Raw genomic sequence first — 15,475 nt, 5'->3', positions numbered from 1 at the left:
CCAAGCGGAGTCGAGGACCTTTCGACTCCGCTTGGACTGACATAGTAATTTGCTGTAAATATTAAATCCTGATTGACCATTTATTAGCAATTGTCAACTGCGACTGCCAACTTTTCACTGAGACATTTTTAAAGACTCCAGGTATTCCCTACATCCGAAAGCGGAATACACCCGAGGTATTCACCCGGAATCGGATCATAGTTCAGGATATTTTTACCTACTTCTTCAGAAGAGAAATAAGCCCAGAGAGCCATGGATTTCAATTGGCGGTAGTAGGCTACCGATTTTTGCTCTCCTACCGCAGTACCCCAAACTTCCGGGTTAAACTTAGCGGTTTCTGCTTCTGCCTTTTTTAATACCGCCGTTTTATCTTCGGCACTCAAATTCGCAAAGACATCTCCATAGGCTTCTTTGCAATCGCTATTGAACTTTTCAATTTCAGCCACCACATATTGCTGCGCTCCCTCATCATAAGCTTTGGAATACATCAGATCTATGAAAATATCTACTTTTACATCCAAGGCTCCTGGTGTATCCGTTTTGGGCAAGATGGTATCCACAAATGAGGAGACAAAAACTGCCTGGTCCTGAGATAAAAACTGTGGAACCCAGTCTACCCGTTTTTGCTCTTTACACGATTGAAGCAGGGAAAGCAAGGTGGGTGTTGCCACCGCCGATCCGGCCAATAATGCGGTTCTTCTTAATGCGTTTCTTCTGTTCATGACATTAAAGGTTATTTTTCTTCAATTCGGATACTGCAAAATTGGCTGCTCTGGCTGTCAAAGCCATATAGGTCAAGGATGGGTTGACACAGGAGGAAGAAGTCATACAAGCACCATCCGTCACAAAGACATTTTTGGCTCCGTGAACCTGGTTGTTCCCATTCAATACGGAAGTTTTAGGGTCTCTACCCATTCTTGCGGTCCCCATTTCATGGATTCCATAACCCATTTCATGTTCATTATCAAAATCGGTGATATCTGTTAATCCTGCTCTTTCCAGCATTTCCTTGGCATCTTTTCGAATCTGCTTATTCATCGCCAATTCATTGGGTCCCCATTCTGCATCGATGCTTAAGGTTGGCTGACCCCACTTATCCAATACCTCTTTATTCAAGGTTACTTTGTTCTTATGGTCTGGAAGGCATTCCGCAAATCCAGTGATAAAGAATTCCCAAGGCCCTGGCTTCATCAGACTATCCTTGAAGTCTCCTCCGAAATTTTCCTGGTTAGACCCTGCGCTCCAACCGGCTCTTCCACCACTACCTTGGAATCCAAATCCTCTCACGAAATTTTCGTTTTTGGTACTTTCATCCAAGTTGTAATATCGAGGAATATAGATTCCATTGGGTCTTCTCCCCTTGTAATACTGATCTTCAAATCCTTCCACTTTTCCCATGGCTCCTACCCTATAGGTATGATCCATCAGGTTATGCCCTAATTCTCCACTGTCATTCCCTAGGCCATTTGGAAAACGGTCGGAAGTGGAATTCATTAAAATTTGAGTAGAGCTCAAGGCAGAAGCATTACAAAAAATGATTTTTGCATGGTACTCCATTACCTCACTGGTTTCGGAATCAATGATTCTTACGCCCGTAGCTTTTCCACTTTCTTCATCATAAATAATGGATTGTGCGATTGAAAATGGTCGGATGGTCAAGTTCCCCGTCGCATTGGCTGCTGGAAGGGTCACTGCATTACTACTAAAATAGGCTCCATATGGGCATCCCCGGTTACATCGATTTCTGAACTGGCATTTTCCACGACCATTGATCGGCTCAGTCAAATGCGCCACACGGCCAATGATCATATTCCGCCCATTGTATTCCTTTTCTATACGCTCTTTCACATGCCTCTCTACACAATTGAGCTCCATAGGTGGAAGGAAATGACTATCCGGTAAATGAGGTAAACCCAATGTTTCTCCGCTGATCCCAGCAAATTTCTCCACATGGGTGTACCAAGGTGCCAAATCCTTGTATCTGATAGGCCAGTCTACCCCATGTCCATCTTTTAAATTGGCTTCAAAATCCAAGTCAGACCATCTATAGCATTGCTTTCCCCAAAGTAGAGATCTTCCTCCCATTTGATGGGCTCGAACCCACATAAAAGGTTTCACTTCAGTGTAGGGATTTTCCACATCATTGGCATGGAAATGCTCATTCATCGCTCCAATAAATCCTGAACGGATTCCTTTTGGATGCCTTGCTTTTTGCTCTGGCGTCAGACTTCCTCTGAGTTCAGTATCCCATGGATCCAAACTCATGGTAGGGTAGTCTGTGACATGTTCTACAATTCTCCCTCTTTCCAGTACGAGGGTTTTCAATCCTTTCTCACAAAGTTCTTTCGCAGCCCAACCACCACTTATTCCCGATCCGATCACAATCGCATCGTAGGTCATTTCTTGTTTTGCGTCAATATTAAAATTGGCCATAGGTTTATGTTTATTGGAGTATAAGTTAGCAATTCCTTAAAAAAAACAAGGACATAAAATCGCAACAACTAGTATTATGGATGTTTCCTAATAGATTTACCTGACAATCTCGTAAAAATATACCTTGCTTAAAATCAGTAAACTATGAACGCCACGCTCAAAAACTGGAAAACCAGTAGGAATCTACTTCTTAACCTGTTAGAACAAACCAGCATCGAAAAACTAAATACCATTCCAGCGGGATTTAACAATAATATCATCTGGAATATCGGGCACATCATCGTGGCTCAGCAAGGCTTGGTGTACAAATCATCTGGATTGACAGACTATATTTCAGACGATCTTTTCAATAGATATAAACCGGGAACCAAGCCTGAGTCCTTCACTTCCGAAGATGAGGCCAATGAATTGAAAAGTCTATTGATTGAACTGACAGTGTTGACCGAAAAAGATTTAGAAAAAGGGATTTTTAAAACCTACAAAGAGCGGCGGACTGCGACGGGCTTTCACTTGGCCAATGTGCAAGACGCATTAGAATTCAATAATTTTCATGAAGGCCTACATATTGGCTATATCCTAAGTATTCGTAAATTCTTATAAAACCCCGATCTTTTTTAACTCAATATTTGACAACCGGAATCCATTTATCCAACAATTGCCTTAATTTTCAGCTATGAAAAAGCTCATTCTAACTCTTGTTTTGATCGGATTCTATTCGATTACTTTTGCTCAGAAACTTTCCAAAATCGAGGAAAAACTTATAGCAGAGGTAGAGAAAAATTACGAAGAAACAGTAGCCCTACTCGAAGAGGTCACCAACATTAATTCCGGCTCGCTTAACCTGGAAGGCGTAGAAGCAGTTTCCAAAGTATTTGAGCGGGAGTTTCAAAAAATAGGATTTGAAACAGAGTGGTATAAACTTCCACCTGAAGCAAAGCGTGCAGGACATTTTATCGCTACGCGAAAAGGAAGCAAAGGGAAAAAGATCTTTATCATTGGACATTTGGATACTGTTTTTGAAAAAGACATGCCTTTTACTCCATTTACATTTTTAAATGATTCTACCGCAACGGGCCAAGGAGTCAATGATATGAAAGGTGGAGATGTCATGGCCTTTGCCAGCCTAAAAGCATTGCATGATCTGGGCTTATTGGAAGACAGAACCATCACCGTATATTTTACGGGAGATGAAGAAAGTTCTGCCGACGAAGAGATTTCCAGAAGGGATTTTATCCAAAGAGCAAAAGAGCATGACATTGCATTGGGTTATGAAACCACACAAAGCTTTGGAATTGCTACGGTAGCCAGAAGAGGAAGTAGTGGATGGAGGTTGAGAACCACTGGAAAACAGTCACACTCAAGCGGGGTGTTCCGTGAATCGGTAGGCTATGGAGCGATTTATGAAGCGGCAAGGATATTAACTGAATTTCGGGAAGAGTTGGCTGGAGAGCAATATTTAACCTTCAATCCAGGTCAGATTATTGGCGGATCCGACATTTCTTTTGACGAAGAAACTGGTAAGGGAGAAGCTCTTGGAAAAACTAATATTGTAGCAAGAGAAGCAATCGTGACAGGAGATCTAAGATTCCTTGGGGAAGAGCAAAAAAATGCTGCTAGGGCTAAAATGCAGGCAATAGTGGATAGGCATCTGAATCAAACCGATGCAGAAATTATTTTTAGAGATGGACTGCCTTCCATGGTACCTACTGAAGGGAACTATGCTTTAGCTGAAGTATTAAATCAATTGAGTCAAGACATGGGACTTGGAGAAGTCAAACCTGGTGACCCTGGAAGTAGAGGTGCCGGTGATATTTCTTTTGTTGCCGATTACGTGGATTGCCTGGATGGATTAGGTGCATCAGGTCGCGGAGCACATGCTCCTGGAGAGACCATCAATATGAAAGAGTACCCTGAATTGATCAAAAGAAGTACCTTATTTCTTTACCGGTTGACAAGGTAAAAATAGTAGCTTCGCAGCGCGTTTAGAATATGTCAAATAAATGCCTAAGAAAAAGTCACCGTCAATTCCTCCTGCTTTAATCGCCTTATTGATCCTGATCACCGTCAGTGCAGGGGCTATAGTCTATAATACTTGGCATTTACTTCATGATCAACCCTATTATGCCAATAAGCCGATTTCTGAGCATGAGGAATTAAAGTTTGATTATATTTTCAAAACCCAGCCTAGTGGCCTTTTGGGAATTGATATTTCCCATTATCAAGGTAGAATAGATTGGCAAAACCTAGAACTCCAAATCAAAAATCACCCGGTAGATTTTATTATTTTCAGAGCGACTATGGGAGATGATCAAGATGAGCTATTCAAAGAACATTGGCATTCATTAGATACGGTAAACATCATTCGGGGGGCTTATCATTATTATCGCCCCAATATGAATAGCACGCTTCAGGCGCATAATTTCATTAACCAAGTAAAGTTGAGATCCGGAGATATGAGGCCGATTTTGGATATAGAGCGAAATTCTACCATCCAATCCCAAGCTAGGTTAAGAGAAGGTATTCAAAACTGGTTAAAAATCGTAGAGGAGCATTATGGAGTAAAGCCCATCATCTATACCGGAGACACATTTAATAGACATGTCCTGGTTGGAAATGGGTTTGAAGATTATCCCTTGTGGGTAGCGAACTACAATCCCATCAAAGAACCTGAAAGTGATTACTGGGTGATTTGGCAGTTTTCAGAAAAGGGTAGATTAAACGGTATTTATGAAAATGTGGATCTGAATATCTTAAGAGGTGGAAAAACTACCCTTGATGCGCTGATACTGGATTAAGCTTTTTTTACACTCAAATCCATGCACGAAGAAATGTTTAATAGATAATTGGATAAAAAATCAGAAGGTCTTAAATTCCTCATTAGACCCAAAGTAATGAAAAAGTTATCTCTGATTTTTGCACTTCTTTTTTCCGTCGCTTCCCACTCATTTAGTCAAAAGAGCAAGCCAAATATTTTATTTCTAATCGCGGATGACTGGTCATTCCCTCACGCAGGGGTATATGGGGATCCCATCGTCAGAACTCCTACCTTTGACCGATTGGCAAAAGAAGGAGCCTTATTTACCAATGCCTATACAGCTTCTCCTTCCTGTTCCCCTTCTCGAGCTTCTGTTCTTTTGGGTAGGTACCCCCATCAGAATGAAGACGGAGGTAACCTTTGGTCCGAATTCCCGGCTCAATACCCGACCTATGTTTCCATTTTGGAGAAAGCAGGATATTTCACCGGTTCAACCAGAAAAGGATGGGGCCCCGGAGATTTTCGAGTGAGAGGACTTGAACATAATCCTGCAGGCAAAAACTTCGAAGACTTTAAAACGTTCTTTGCTTCCAAAACAGATGGAAAGCCCTTTACATTTTGGTTTGGAAGTTCTGACCCACATCGGACCTATGTACCCAATACCGGAATCCAAACAGGGATGGCTTTGGAAGAAGTAATCGTACCTGGTTTTTTCCCAGACAATGACTGTGTACGAAATGATATTTTGGATTACTATTTTGAGGTGGAGCGGTTTGATCGAGAATGCGGTCAAATCATCAAGATGCTGGAAGAAGCTGGAGAGCTAGACAATACCATCATTGTCATGACCAGTGACAATGGAATGCCTTTCCCTAGGGCAAAAGCCAATTTATACGATTATGGAACAAGGATGCCCTTGGTGATTCGATGGCCAGAAAAAATAGCGGCCGGGATCGTCATAGACGATTTTGTCAACTTTATAGATTTTGCTCCAAGCTTTGTAGAGGCTGCCGGACAACAGCAGGAAACCATGACAGGGCAATCGCTTTGGCCTCTTTTTGCGGGTGAGAAACAAGACCGGGACCAAGTCTACCTAGAGCGGGAAAGGCACGCCAATGTGCGAAAAGGCGATTTATCCTATCCTATGAGAGCCGTAAGGGATCATCAATATTTATATATCCGAAATTTGATGCCTGAACGAAACCCGGCGGGTGATCCGAGCGTGCATGTATCGGTGGGCCAATACGGGGACATTGATAACTCCATCACCAAGTTTTTGATCATGAATATGGAAAGAAAATCCATTCCTGGGCAGCCAGATTATTTCAAACTGGCATTTGAGAAAAGACCTGAGGAAGAATTGTATGATGTGGTCAACGATCCCTATCAATTGACAAACCTGGCGGAGAATAATACCTATTCCGAAGTCAAAGCCAAAATGAGGCAGAAGCTTCAAAATTGGATGGAAAAAACAGGGGATTTAAGGGCTACAGAGCCCAGAAGCCTCTATTGGGACAAGGTGCGTTACACTCCTGACTATCAATTTGAAAATTACGATTTCAAAAAAATGATTGAGGAATATAAAATCATGCCCCCTTTCGGTAACTATCCAAAAGGAGGCATCCCTTGTTTAGATCAATAAGTTTATTTTACGATAATTGCCTCAGTAGATGGTTCATAGCCAATTCGATGGGCCAATACATATAAGGAATCACCGGCATTCCATTCAAATGGCTTTGTATAGACCTGCCAAACGTCCGCGCTGGATTTTCTATATCCTATGGAAGCGCTAGGTGTAGAAGACTTTAATGCCACTAGGCCATCTTCATATAAAATGGCTGCAGGTTCTGTATTCGGGGCTTGATCCATTCCTCCCCACCATTCTCTGACCATTTCCATTTCTGGTATGGCTCCTAAATCTCCATAGTAGTCGATCCAATCTAAATGCGCTTTTCGCAACTCCTCTAACTTAGCATCATATTCCGGGTTGCCCGCAAGGTTGTTAAACTCCCAAGGATCTACTTGAGTATCGTAAAGTTCCTCTTTGGGTTTTGTTTCATCAAACCAGCGCTCTTGCTCAGGCGTTAACTTCCCTTGCTCATGAAGCTCCAATAGATGAACCATCAAAGGGTTATTGAGTCTATATCTGATGTTTTGATAGTTGGGTTTATCAATCATGTAATTTCTGATGTACTTATATCGTCCATCGCTTACTGCCCGAACTCTATCATATTCGGAATCCATTCGATCTCGTGCAGCATACACATATTTCCTAGGAGCAGATTTTTGAGGCCCTAAAAATGCTTGTCCTTGCATGGCAATTGGAATTTTCACACCTGCCAAGGACAAAACTGTCGGCCCAAAATCCACAAAACTCACCAACTCATTGGTCACAGATCCTGGCTCTAAAAAAGGAGCCTTGATCAAAAGCGGAATTTTCAGCCCCCTATCATAAATTTCACGCTTAAAATAAGGCATTCCATCCCCGTGATCGGAATAATAGAAAATGATGGTATTTTCATAGAGACCCGCATCTTTCAACTCTTGAATAATCTCCCCCACTTGGGTGTCCATCCTCATCACATTCGTTATGAATCGAGCCATGGTATGTCTGGAGATAGAATCATCAGGATAAACAGGAGGAATAGTTACTGAATCCGGATCTACTAGTAGAGGTTCATCCGCTCTGACCCAAACTTGGGACTCATGAGAAACAGTCAAATTAAAAATGGAAAAGAAAGGTTGATTTGGATCAGGTCTGTTTTTCCAATGGGCAGTTCTACTGCTTTCGTCCCACATGGTTTTGGGAGCTACAAACTGATAATCCTCCTTGGAGTTATTAGTAGTATAATACCCGATCATCCGCAAGTATTCTGGAAAGCCACGCATTCCATCTGGAAGAACTGTTGAATAGGTCTTAAAACCATCAGGATAGGCCTCTAATGCATTCGCAGACATTCCCAAGGTTCTCATATTGTGTGCTCCAATTGAAGTTTGATAGGCACCTGTGATGATTGCCGCTCTACTTGGTGCACAAACTCCCGCAGTGGAAAAGGCATTAGTGTACTTCAAACTTTCACTGGCAAATTGGTCTAATACCGGTGTTTTGCCCCCTGTTCCACCATAGGCTCCCAAATGCTCAGGAGACATGTCCTCATTCACAATCCATACAATATTAGGATGCTCTGGATATTGAATTTCAGTTTCTTTTTCAGGGTCTGTATCACAAGAAACTATTGAAATACTTATGACAAGTAGAAAGAACAAATTAAAACGAGACAGGATTTTCATCAAGACTAATTGAGTTTTTAGGTAGATTGAAATTTAGAACTTTTATAAGAAAACACCATCATGAATAACCATTTAACCTACCTATGTTCTTCTTTTCCGATACATTCTTCTATTAATTATGGGCCTAAAGAAGATTTGTTTTGTATTAGCCTCAAGCTTTGGTAAATTATTACCAAAACCCAATTTATCCATTTTATGTCTTCAAAGGACAAACTTAACCGCCGAGAATTTATAGGAACTGCGGCCTCTATTGCAGCTTCTTTTTCCATTGTTCCATCCCATGTCATTGCCGGACTTGGCAAAGTTCCCCCATCCGACCAGATAACCGTTGCCAATATTGGTTGTGGCACTCAGGGGCTCCGAGAGATGGGAGGATTACTACTCAATCCAGCTATTCGGGTGGTGGCAGTATGTGATTCCAATAAATACACCGAAGATTATATAGACTGGTCTCCTTATGGTATTCGAAATGACATTAGAAAAGTATTAGGTGATGATTCTTGGTGGAGTAATGCCAAGGGCATTCCAGGAGGTCGTGATGTAGGTCAAGCCTACGTAGAAACATACTATTCCAAGAATACTCCTGGTGGCACCTATTCTGGTTGTTCTTCTTATGAAGACTTCAGGGAGCTATTTGCAAAGGAAAAAGGGATCGATGTAGTAAAAATAATGACCCCAGATCATACCCATGCATCCATTGCCATCGAGGCGATGAAAAATGGAGTTCATGTAGTGACCCACAAGCCCATTTCCAATCGATTGATAGAAGGAAGAAAAGTCATAGATCAGGCAAAATCTTCAGGAGTAACCACCCATTTATTAGCTTGGTCAGACCGACCTGAATACCGTCAGATCAAAGCTTGGATGGACGAGGGATTGATTGGAGAATTAAAAGAGATTCACAACTGGTCTTACCGACCTGTATGGCAACAATGGACTAAAAGACCACCCGATACCCCTCCAATCCCCAAGGGATTTAATTGGGACTTATGGCTTGGTCCGGTTCCTGACATGCCTTATCATCCACATTATACCAACAACGTTTTTAGGGGTTGGTACGATTTCGGAGGAGGATCAGTAGCCGACATGGGGCATTACAGCCTTTTCCCCTTATTTGAAACCTTGGGAATAGATCAATCCCCCGTTGCTGCAAAAGCATTTGGAACCACCACTAGAGAAGAAATTGACCATGTATACCATTGGGTGGAAAATGATGTGGCATTCCCTGCCAGCTGCATGATTAAGTGGAAATTTCCAAAACAAAAAAGCCTACCCTCTTTTGACCTGTTTTGGTACGATGGAGGCATGAAGCCATTCGCTCCAGAAGAATTGGAAATGGAAGGAAAGGATACGCCCGAAGAAGGGTTGATGCTCGTCGGGACAAAAGGTAAAATCTTAGGAGGTTTTAGAGGCGAAAACCCTGTTTTACTTCCTGAAAGCAAAATGGATTCAAGGCCTGCATCCGAAAAAATCAATTCCAGAGAAGTCGATAGAAAAACGGATATGTGGGTAAATGCTGTCAAAGAGAAGCAGCAAACCCCGGGAAGCTTTATAAGAGCCCAAACGATCACAGATACCATCAACCTTGGGGCCATTGCATTAAGGGCTAAGAAAAGAGTTGAGTTTGATGCAAGTATTCCAAAAATTACCAATGATGAATCTTCCAATGAGTTCCTGACCCGAGCATATAGAAAGGGCTGGGAAATTTAGATTTTAAATAATTGCCAAACATTTTTTTAAACCAAAACATGAACGTTATGAAAAACAGGAGAGAATTCTTAAAATCTGCAGGACTTGCCACCGCAGCATTGAGTATTGGCCTTCCGCAAATGAGTTTTAAGTCAAAAAAAGCAGACCCACTTTACAAAATTTCCTTAGCGGAATGGTCTTTAAATAAAGCGCTTTTTGCAGGTAAAATAGATCATTTGGACTTCCCAATTTTGGCGAAGCAACATGATATCGATGCAGTGGAATATGTCAATCAATTTTTCAAAGACAAGGCCACCGACATGGCCTATTTGAGAGAAATGAAAACACGGGCAGATGGCGAAGGAGTAACCTCGGTTCTTATCATGTGTGATGGAGAGGGAATGCTGGGTGCTGCCACCTCAGAAGGCAGAAAACAAACGGTTGAAAATCATAAAAAATGGGTAGAGGCCGCTAAGTTTCTGGGTTGCCATGCCATTCGTGTCAACGCATATTCGGCAGTACCTTGGAGTACCAATCCCGCAGACGAGAAAAATGCCATGGACATTACCAGCTCAGGCTTGAGACAACTCTGTGAGTTTGCAGATGATTTTGACATCAATGTGATTATAGAAAACCATGGAGGTTTTTCAAGCAATGCAAAATGGCTGGCAGAAATGATCAAAGAGACAGGGCATCCACGTGCGGGAACCTTGCCAGACTTCGGGAATTTCAGAATTGCCTCAGAGGGAGGTAAAAATATTTCCTACGACTCTTACCGAGGAGTGGATGAATTAATGCCCTATGCTAAAGGAGTCAGTTTCAAGCCAATGGTTTGGGACGATCAGGGAAGAGAACATCCCTTGGACTATACTAGAATGATGAAAATCGTATTAGCTCATGACTTCCATGGCTATGTAGGAATAGAGCATGGAGTAGAAGGTCGAGAATGGGATAGTATTTTTGAAATAAGGAGGGGGCTAGAGGACGTTAGGAGGACCCTTGAAGCAGAAGGGTGAAACTTAAAAGGAAAGGATTCAGTATGAGGTATTGAATCCTTTTTTTAAACCCCATAATGAAAACAGAATTTTTATCAACCATTCCAGTTTTACCTTCTAGTGATATTGAAAGAGATTTACATTGGTATGAGGAGAATCTAGGTTTTAAAAAAATTTTTGGAGACTCCATGTATGTAGGCATTCATTTCAAAACAGTTTGGCTGCATCTCCAATGGCATGCAGATACCGAAGATGATCCTTTACTCGGAGGGTCTGTAGTCCGAATTTTTGTAAAAAACATTGAAAACTATTTCAACTCATTGGTAGCAAAAGGAGTAGTCCCAAAAGATAGATTAAGAAAGAATACCCCTTGGGGAACGCATGAATTTGGATTGTACGATTTGAATAACAATGCAATCTTTTTTGTAGAAGACGTTTAATTCGCTTCGGAACTTTTCCTATTGAAAATTAGTAAACAATGGTTTAACACCACTTTTCTATGCTATACCAGGACCTTTCCAAAGAATATCTAAGAATTGGTAGAAATAGAAGACTAAGCCAAAATTGAAATTGAAAAAGCCAGATTCTTCTGGCTTTTTTTATGCCCTCAACCTAGTAACTTTAACGGATGACACAACAATTAGGACAAATTTCACTTTTAGTCAATGACTATGATGAAGCCATTGCATATTATACCAAAACCTTGGGTTTTGAATTATTGGAAGACACCCAACTCAATGAAACCAAGCGCTGGGTGAGAGTTTCTCCTCCTGGATCGTCATGCCATTTACTTTTAGCAAAAGCTGCAAATGAATCCCAGAAAGCACAAGTAGGCTTCCAAGCTGGAGGTCGGGTTTTTCTATTTCTTTACACAGATGATTTTTGGAGGGACTATAAAAAATACACCGCTAAAGGTGTGGAGTTTATTCGGGAACCTTCGGAAGAGGATTTTGGGATAGTTTCTGTTTTTAAAGATTTGTATGGAAACCTTTGGGATTTGATCGAAAAGAAATAGATAATTCTCTATAGGTCTTGTCAAAAAAATTGTCTTTGGCCAAGCATTTCATTTAATTAAAGCAACAATGACAAAAACTAAACGCAAACTCACCGAAATAGCCCGCCAGATGATGAGTGGTGTAGTGCAAGTTCATGTGGAAGGCTTTATAGAAGAAGACATTCAGTCTGTATTGAATCCATCCATAAAAATCCCTGGCAACTGGTCAGGATCCGGATTTTTTGTCAAGTATAAAGATTTGGAAGGCTACATGGTGACCAATGCCCACGTAGCTAGAAATGCTGTAAAGGTAGAAATCAGCTCCATGCTTACCAGCGAAGAGCGCTTCGAAGCGGAAGTAATTGGGCTTGTAAAACAGCTTGAACCAGATGTAGCATTGATCAAACTTACCGATGAAGAGCTGATCCGCTTTAAAAAAATTGCCATCCAGCCCATCGAATATTTAGAACTAAGTGAAGGAATCAGTCCTTCTCGAGGCGAGGCAATTAAGGCAATTGGATATCCTTTGGGAATGATAGAACCCAATATCACCGGTGGAGAAATCACCAATTTCATATCTGGTTCAGAGTTCACCACGGAAAGGTTTGTCACCAATGCAGCTATTAACCCAGGTAATTCAGGCGGTCCTAGCATCAATGAAGATGGTAAGGTAGTAGGCCTGAATACTGCTGTGATGATTGATGCAGAAAATATAGGGTTTATTACTCCAGCTGGTTTTGTGAAAATAATCATCGAAAACTTACTGTTACTCAATGAACCTCATTTTGCAGACATTGGAGGGAAATTGCAGAAAAACGCAGAGAACTTTAATCCGTTTTTGAAGCAGTCCCAGGCCAAAGGGGTGATTGTCTCCAAAGTCCTAAAGGACGGATTCCTTGCAGCGGCAAAGATTCAACCAAGGGACGTAATTCTATCCATCAACAAAGTTGCCTTTGATAGACACGGCATTGTAATAGGAAAGGAAGGGCTTTATAGGCACAAAAACATATATGATGTCATGAAATTAGTCCCAATAGGAGAGTCTACGAATATTACTTACTTAAGGAATGGGAAAATCCATCATACGAAAGCCCCTGCGATGCGGAATCCTAAGAAAGGAATTATCTCTAACCCTATTTTGAATGAAAGAAAGTATCTTGAAGTATTTGGAATGGTTATCCAACCTTTGAGTATTGAGATTATCCAAGCAATTCAGGAAGTTGATTCCTATGCACAAATTGAACTATTGAAAACCATCGATGAGGACAATCCCAAGTTAGTGGTGACCCATATCTACCAAGGTACACAAGCCGATGAAATGGAATGGCCACTTGGCGAAATGATCATCAAAGCAAACGATCAGGAAGTTCATACCCTCGAAGAACTACAGAAGGCGATTAAAAAGTGCAAAAGCGATTCAATCCTATTGGAATGTCGTAATGGAATTATCGGATATTTTCAAATTGATGAAGCTCCTAAATCAAATTTGGATGAATTTTCATAGGTCTACAAATGAGGGTTTGCTTCCCATTTAAGAATCAGGTTTACCTGGTGCTTTGGAAATGACTTTTTTAACTTTTTTCTTTTTTCAGAGGTTTTTCAAACATTATTTGGGGTTCAACCCAAGCCAAAGATCTAAAGTAAATTTTTCAGTAAATTGATAGTTATCCAATCATTGAAATCTCCCCCGAAAAAAGAGAAAACTGCGAAAGGTCTGTTTCCGATTTGAAAGTGTATTTTTGAAAGAAAATTATTTGCAAGTATGCCCGCTCCTACTAATCCCGAATCTCAACCTAACAATCCACTTCATGGTATTAAACTTGTGGATATGGTAGAGCATTTGGTAAACTACTATGGATGGGAAGAACTGGGGCAACGAATTACCATCCGTTGTTTTACCCATGATCCATCGATCAATTCCAGTTTGAAATTTTTACGGAAAACTCCTTGGGCCAGAGATCGGGTAGAAGGATTATACCTCAAGTCATTGAGGGACGCCAAGAAAAAGTAACCCATACAAATCCAATAAAAAAAGCCCGAAGGAATTTCCGGGCTTTTCGCTTTATGGGTTGTGGTTGTGTTATACGTAATTATTTAACATCACTGGCATCACCAGCATTAGGATGTCTTCATTTTCATCTTGCTCAGCCGGTAAAATCAAACCAGCTCTATTTGGAGCAGAGAATTTCAAGGTCACTTCTTTGCAAGAAAGGTTGTTCAACATTTCTACCAAGAATTTGGCATTGAATCCGATTTCTATATCCTCTCCGTCATGCTCGCAAGAAAGTCTTTCATTGGCTTCATTGGAGAAATCCAGATCTTCTGCGGAAATCATTAATTCACTTCCAGTCAATTTCAATCTTACTTGATGAGTAGTCTTATTTGCATAGATCGCGATACGTCTCAAAGAACTCAATAACTCAGAACGATCGATGGTCATCAAGTTTGGATTCTCAGCAGGTATTACATTTTCATAATCCGGGAATCGCTCATCAATCAATCTACAGATCATCTTGATGCTATTGAACTTGAAATACGCATTGGACTGATTGAATTCTACTGATACAGGCACATTCTCAGAAGGCAAAGTAGATTTAAGTAAGTTCAAAGCCTTACGAGGAATAATCAAACTAGCAGCATCCGAAGAAGCCACATCTACTCTTCTATATCTTACCAATCTATGACCATCTGTAGCCACGAAAGTGGTATTGGTAGGACTTAGATTAATATAAACACCTGTCATTGCCGGTCTCAACTCGTCTGAGCTCGTAGCAAAAATTGTATTGGAAACAGCGCTTGCCAGCACCTCGGTGGACATATCCACAGTAGTAGCATTGCTAACGGTTGGGATCTTAGGGAAATCAGTTGCATTTTCTCCCGCAAGCCTATATCGACCATTGTCAGAGCTAATTTCAACAGCATAAGTATCATGATCAATACTGAAAGTAACAGGCTGCTCAGGCAAGTTTTTCAAAGTTTCAATCAAAATACGAGCGGGGACAGCAATATTTCCATCTTCTTTTGCCTCTACGGCGATTTCGGTAATCATCGAAGTTTGAAGATCCGAAGCAGTAATGGTTAACACACTGTCTTTTATCTCAAAAAGGAAGTTTTCCAAAATTGGAACAACAGGGTTGGTAGTCACCACACCATTGATCGCAGAAAGCTGCTTGAGTAAGGCAGAAGAGGAAACAATAAATTTCATATCGAAGGGCTTATTAATTTTAATTCTCGCAATGGGGTAAATTTATAAATAAAATTGATTTAGAACTGACCCGAATCGTAAAGACTCGAAATTAATGTCAAGAAAATGTACTT

General features: G+C 41.0%; 14 protein-coding genes. 10 read left to right on the top strand and 4 right to left on the bottom strand.

Going from position 1 to position 15,475, the window contains the following annotated elements; all coding sequences use genetic code 11:
• Nucleotides 1-128 precede the first annotated feature (128 nt).
• Both JYB62_RS16670 and JYB62_RS16665 read right to left on the bottom strand, forming a co-directional pair.
• Nucleotides 129-722 (bottom strand): gluconate 2-dehydrogenase subunit 3 family protein, encoded by a 594-nt coding sequence (locus JYB62_RS16670; RefSeq protein WP_205646524.1) that lies wholly within the window; start codon nt 720-722, stop codon nt 129-131.
• A 4-nt stretch (nt 723-726) separates the two neighbouring features.
• Entirely contained in the window at nt 727-2,433 is a 1,707-nt protein-coding gene (locus JYB62_RS16665; protein ID WP_205646523.1) for a GMC oxidoreductase, read from the bottom strand.
• A gap of 144 nt (nt 2,434-2,577) precedes the next feature.
• Here JYB62_RS16665 and JYB62_RS16660 point away from each other — a divergent pair, with 144 nt between their 5' ends.
• From JYB62_RS16660 to JYB62_RS16645, 4 genes are all read left to right on the top strand, one after another.
• Nucleotides 2,578-3,033, top strand: a complete 456-nt coding sequence (locus tag JYB62_RS16660; protein WP_205646522.1) for a DinB family protein — start codon at nt 2,578-2,580, stop codon at nt 3,031-3,033.
• A 73-nt stretch (nt 3,034-3,106) separates the two neighbouring features.
• Complete coding sequence (locus JYB62_RS16655; RefSeq protein ID WP_205646521.1) at nt 3,107-4,393, top strand: M20/M25/M40 family metallo-hydrolase; 1,287 nt, start codon at nt 3,107-3,109, stop codon at nt 4,391-4,393.
• 40 nt (nt 4,394-4,433) lie between these two features.
• Nucleotides 4,434-5,228 (top strand): glycoside hydrolase family 25 protein, encoded by a 795-nt coding sequence (locus JYB62_RS16650; RefSeq protein WP_205646520.1) that lies wholly within the window; start codon nt 4,434-4,436, stop codon nt 5,226-5,228.
• Nucleotides 5,229-5,324: 96 nt separating this feature from the next.
• Entirely contained in the window at nt 5,325-6,830 is a 1,506-nt protein-coding gene (locus tag JYB62_RS16645) for a sulfatase family protein (RefSeq protein ID WP_205646519.1), read from the top strand.
• Nucleotides 6,831-6,832: 2 nt separating this feature from the next.
• On the opposite strand, the gene JYB62_RS16640 is transcribed toward JYB62_RS16645, so the two are convergent.
• Nucleotides 6,833-8,479, bottom strand: a complete 1,647-nt coding sequence (locus JYB62_RS16640; RefSeq protein ID WP_205646518.1) for a sulfatase family protein — start codon at nt 8,477-8,479, stop codon at nt 6,833-6,835.
• 195 nt (nt 8,480-8,674) lie between these two features.
• Here JYB62_RS16640 and JYB62_RS16635 point away from each other — a divergent pair, with 195 nt between their 5' ends.
• From JYB62_RS16635 to JYB62_RS16610, 6 genes are all read left to right on the top strand, one after another.
• Nucleotides 8,675-10,189 (top strand): Gfo/Idh/MocA family protein, encoded by a 1,515-nt coding sequence (locus tag JYB62_RS16635; protein ID WP_205646517.1) that lies wholly within the window; start codon nt 8,675-8,677, stop codon nt 10,187-10,189.
• 47 nt (nt 10,190-10,236) lie between these two features.
• A complete protein-coding gene (locus JYB62_RS16630; RefSeq protein ID WP_205646516.1) occupies nt 10,237-11,184 on the top strand; it encodes a sugar phosphate isomerase/epimerase family protein in 948 nt (315 codons plus the stop codon).
• A gap of 56 nt (nt 11,185-11,240) precedes the next feature.
• On the top strand, nt 11,241-11,603 hold the full coding sequence (locus tag JYB62_RS16625) for a VOC family protein (RefSeq protein WP_205646515.1): 363 nt from the start codon (nt 11,241-11,243) through the stop codon (nt 11,601-11,603).
• Nucleotides 11,604-11,791: 188 nt separating this feature from the next.
• Nucleotides 11,792-12,178 (top strand): VOC family protein, encoded by a 387-nt coding sequence (locus JYB62_RS16620; RefSeq protein WP_205646514.1) that lies wholly within the window; start codon nt 11,792-11,794, stop codon nt 12,176-12,178.
• Nucleotides 12,179-12,245: 67 nt separating this feature from the next.
• Complete coding sequence (locus JYB62_RS16615) at nt 12,246-13,661, top strand: S1C family serine protease (protein ID WP_205646513.1); 1,416 nt, start codon at nt 12,246-12,248, stop codon at nt 13,659-13,661.
• A 258-nt stretch (nt 13,662-13,919) separates the two neighbouring features.
• Nucleotides 13,920-14,168 carry a VF530 family protein gene (locus JYB62_RS16610; protein WP_205646512.1) on the top strand — a complete coding sequence of 83 codons (249 nt, stop codon included), beginning with the start codon at nt 13,920-13,922 and terminating at the stop codon, nt 14,166-14,168.
• Between the two features lie 69 nt (nt 14,169-14,237).
• Here JYB62_RS16610 and dnaN read toward each other — a convergent pair whose 3' ends face one another.
• On the bottom strand, nt 14,238-15,362 hold the full coding sequence (gene dnaN / locus JYB62_RS16605) for a DNA polymerase III subunit beta (RefSeq protein ID WP_074226811.1): 1,125 nt from the start codon (nt 15,360-15,362) through the stop codon (nt 14,238-14,240).
• Nucleotides 15,363-15,475: the final 113 nt, after the last annotated feature.

It is taken from the genome of Algoriphagus lutimaris, assembly GCF_017051705.1.
Taxonomy (GTDB): Bacteria; Bacteroidota; Bacteroidia; order Cytophagales; family Cyclobacteriaceae; genus Algoriphagus; species Algoriphagus lutimaris.
The sequence above is the reverse complement of the archived record's forward strand: the minus strand, read 5'-3'. Positions and strand labels throughout refer to the sequence as shown.

What these genes read in the sequence shown, in the direction of transcription:
- JYB62_RS16670 (WP_205646524.1), bottom strand. Translation starts at nt 722, where the DNA reads ATGAACAGAAGAAACGCATTAAGAAGAACCGCATTATTGGCCGGATCG.
- JYB62_RS16665 (WP_205646523.1), bottom strand. Translation starts at nt 2,433, where the DNA reads ATGGCCAATTTTAATATTGACGCAAAACAAGAAATGACCTACGATGCG.
- JYB62_RS16660 (WP_205646522.1), top strand. Translation starts at nt 2,578, where the DNA reads ATGAACGCCACGCTCAAAAACTGGAAAACCAGTAGGAATCTACTTCTT.
- JYB62_RS16655 (WP_205646521.1), top strand. Translation starts at nt 3,107, where the DNA reads ATGAAAAAGCTCATTCTAACTCTTGTTTTGATCGGATTCTATTCGATT.
- JYB62_RS16650 (WP_205646520.1), top strand. Translation starts at nt 4,434, where the DNA reads ATGCCTAAGAAAAAGTCACCGTCAATTCCTCCTGCTTTAATCGCCTTA.
- JYB62_RS16645 (WP_205646519.1), top strand. Translation starts at nt 5,325, where the DNA reads ATGAAAAAGTTATCTCTGATTTTTGCACTTCTTTTTTCCGTCGCTTCC.
- JYB62_RS16640 (WP_205646518.1), bottom strand. Translation starts at nt 8,479, where the DNA reads ATGAAAATCCTGTCTCGTTTTAATTTGTTCTTTCTACTTGTCATAAGT.
- JYB62_RS16635 (WP_205646517.1), top strand. Translation starts at nt 8,675, where the DNA reads ATGTCTTCAAAGGACAAACTTAACCGCCGAGAATTTATAGGAACTGCG.
- JYB62_RS16630 (WP_205646516.1), top strand. Translation starts at nt 10,237, where the DNA reads ATGAAAAACAGGAGAGAATTCTTAAAATCTGCAGGACTTGCCACCGCA.
- JYB62_RS16625 (WP_205646515.1), top strand. Translation starts at nt 11,241, where the DNA reads ATGAAAACAGAATTTTTATCAACCATTCCAGTTTTACCTTCTAGTGAT.
- JYB62_RS16620 (WP_205646514.1), top strand. Translation starts at nt 11,792, where the DNA reads ATGACACAACAATTAGGACAAATTTCACTTTTAGTCAATGACTATGAT.
- JYB62_RS16615 (WP_205646513.1), top strand. Translation starts at nt 12,246, where the DNA reads ATGACAAAAACTAAACGCAAACTCACCGAAATAGCCCGCCAGATGATG.
- JYB62_RS16610 (WP_205646512.1), top strand. Translation starts at nt 13,920, where the DNA reads ATGCCCGCTCCTACTAATCCCGAATCTCAACCTAACAATCCACTTCAT.
- dnaN (WP_074226811.1), bottom strand. Translation starts at nt 15,362, where the DNA reads ATGAAATTTATTGTTTCCTCTTCTGCCTTACTCAAGCAGCTTTCTGCG.